This window comes from Hydrocarboniphaga sp. (assembly GCF_028291725.1).
In the GTDB taxonomy this organism is placed as follows: Bacteria; Pseudomonadota; Gammaproteobacteria; order Nevskiales; family Nevskiaceae; genus Hydrocarboniphaga.
On sequence record NZ_JAQGNT010000008.1, the window covers coordinates 1 to 2,608 of the forward strand.

Below are 2,608 nucleotides of genomic sequence, written 5' to 3' on the forward strand. Positions count from 1 at the left end.
CCCGCTCCTACAGGTCGGCCGCAACCCTGTAGGAGCGGGTCATACCCGCGACTGCGCCCTCAATCCTCATAACAAGGCCCGCTCTGCCGCACCTCGATCGTCGCCCAGGCCGCCGCCGGGCATTCGCAGGCGATCGCCAGCGCCTGCTCGCGGCTGTCGCAGTCGATCAGAAAGAAGCCGCCGACGATTTCCTTGGACTCGGTGAACGGCCCGTCGAGCAGCGAGCGCCGGCCGTCGCGGATTTCGACGCGCACGCCGCTGGCATCGGATTTCAGCGAGTCGCTGGCGATCAGGATGCCGCGGCTACGCAGGCCTTCGGCAAACGCCAGCATGCTGTCCATCGCGATGCGCCCGTTCTCGGTCGAACGTGCGCGGCGCGCTTCCGACTTTTCCTGTACCAATAATAGATATGGCATGCCGATCTCCGTGTGGTCCGGCATTCTGCCTGCCTTCGCCGCTTCGGAGTAGGTCGGCAGGCGCGCAAAGCTGATCGGCTAAACTATCGCCACCGCCATGCCCATCTCCTACCCCCGCGTGCTGTCCGTCATCCCGCCGATGACCCAGCTCAACACGCCCTATCCGTCGACCGCGTACCTGACCGGCTTCCTGCGCTCGCGTGGCGTCGATGCGGTGCAGGAAGACCTGGCGCTGGCGCTGGTGCTGAAGCTGTTCTGCGCCGAGGGCCTGATCGCGATCCGCAGTTGCATCGACGCGCTGCCGCCGAAAAAACAGACCGCGCGCGTGGCCGTGTTTCGCGGGCAGTTCGATCGTTATCTGGCGACGATCGCGCCGACCATCGCCTTCCTGCAGAACACCGATTCGACGATAGGCCACCGCATCGTCAGCCGGCGCTTTCTGCCCGAAGGCGCGCGCTTCGCGTCGCTGGATGTGTATGTCGACGATGACGGCGGCGATCCGCTGGCCTGGGCTTTCGGCGCGCTCGGCATGCAGGATCGCGCACGGCATCTGGCGACCCTGTATCTGAACGACATCGCCGACGTGCTGCGCGACGCGGTCGATCCGCGCTTCGAGTTCGTGCGCTACGCCGAATCGCTGGCGCAGAGCCAGCCGACGTTCGAGCCGCTGGCCGCGGCGCTGGCCGCACCGTTCAATCTGGTCGACGAGACTTTGTTCGCCTTGACCCGCGAAGCCATCGCGAAACACACGCCGGACGTCGTGCTGATCTCGGCGCCCTTCCCCGGCGCGGTGTACGCCGCGTTCCGCATCGCGCAGACCATCAAGCAACGGCATCCGGACATCGTCACCGTGCTCGGCGGCGGCTACGCCAATACTGAGCTGCGCGAACTCGCCGAGCCGCGCGTGTTCGACTACTTCGACTATGTGACGCTGGACGCGGGCGAGCGACCGCTGCTGAACCTGCTCGCACATCTGCGCGGCGAACTGCCGCAGGTGGCGCTGGTGCGCGCCTTCGTGCGCGACGCGGCAACGCGCAAGGTCCGCTACATCAATGCCAGCGATGCGGACGTCGCCTTCGGCGAAGTCGGCACGCCGACCTGGGACGGCCTGCCGCTGAACCGCTATCTGTCGCTGCTGGACATGCTCAACCCGATGCACCGGCTGTGGTCGGACGGGCGCTGGAACAAGCTCACCGTCGCGCATGGCTGCTACTGGAAGCAGTGCAGTTTCTGCGACGTCAGCCTCGACTACATCTCGCGCTACGACGCCGCGTCGGCGACCACCCTGGTCGACCGCATCGAGGCGATCGTCAAGGAGACCGGCCAGACCGGCTTCCATTTCGTCGACGAGGCGGCGCCGCCGAAAGTGCTGAAAGCGCTGGCGCTGGAGCTGATCCGCCGCGGCGTGTCGATCTCGTGGTGGGGCAACATCCGCTTCGAGAAATCCTTCAATCCTCAGCTATGCCAGCTGCTAGCCGACAGCGGCTGCATTGCGATTTCGGGTGGGCTCGAAGTCGCATCGGACCGGCTGCTGAAGCTGATGAAGAAAGGCGTGTCGGTGGACCAGGTGGCGCGGGTGACGCGCGCGTTCACCGACGCCGGCGTGCTGGTGCACGCCTACCTGATGTACGGCTTCCCGAGTCAGACGGTGCAGGATACTGTCGATGCGCTCGAATACGTGCGCCAGCTGTTCGAGGAAGGCTGCCTGCAGAGCGGCTTCTTCCACCGCTTCACCTGCACCGTGCATTCACCGGTCGGCAAGAATCCCGAGGAGTACGGCGTGCGCCTGCTGCCGCTGCCGCCGATCACGTTCGCGAAAAACGACATCGGTTTCCATGATCCCACCGGCGTGAATCACGATGCGATGGGCAGCGCGCTGAACAAGGCGCTGTACAACTACATGCACGGCATCGGGCTGGAACAGGACGTGCGCAGCTGGTTTGTGACGAAAGTGCCGAAGACCCAGGTGGCGCGCAACAAGATCGCGCAGGCGATCGCGTCAGCCGAGTAGGTTGGGGTGAGCATCGCGAACCCCAACATTCGTCCGCGCTGATGTTGGGGTTCGCGATGCTCACCCCAACCTACACGCTACACGCGCTACACGGTCTGAATCGCGGACCTGTAGGAGCGGACCTTGTCCGCGATTGGAACCTTGAAGTGCACAATCGCGGACAAGGTCCGCTCCTACAGGT

General features: G+C 65.0%; 2 protein-coding genes. One reads left to right on the forward strand and one right to left on the reverse strand.

The genetic code is table 11. From position 1 onward, the window contains the following. Window positions 1–59: 59 nt before the first annotated feature. Window positions 60–416, reverse strand: a complete 357-nt coding sequence (locus JWQ90_RS02220) for a YciI family protein (RefSeq protein ID WP_299688695.1) — start codon at window positions 414–416, stop codon at window positions 60–62. Between the two features lie 97 nt (window positions 417–513). Here JWQ90_RS02220 and JWQ90_RS02225 point away from each other — a divergent pair, with 97 nt between their 5' ends. Continuing rightward, on the forward strand, window positions 514–2,427 hold the full coding sequence (locus JWQ90_RS02225) for a radical SAM protein (protein WP_299688698.1): 1,914 nt from the start codon (window positions 514–516) through the stop codon (window positions 2,425–2,427). The last annotated feature ends 181 nt before the right edge of the window (window positions 2,428–2,608 follow it).

Excerpts from the sequence above, each read along its gene's own strand:
- JWQ90_RS02220 (WP_299688695.1), bottom strand. The coding sequence starts at position 416 with ATGCCATATCTATTATTGGTACAGGAAAAGTCGGAAGCGCGCCGCGCA.
- JWQ90_RS02225 (WP_299688698.1), top strand. The coding sequence starts at position 514 with ATGCCCATCTCCTACCCCCGCGTGCTGTCCGTCATCCCGCCGATGACC.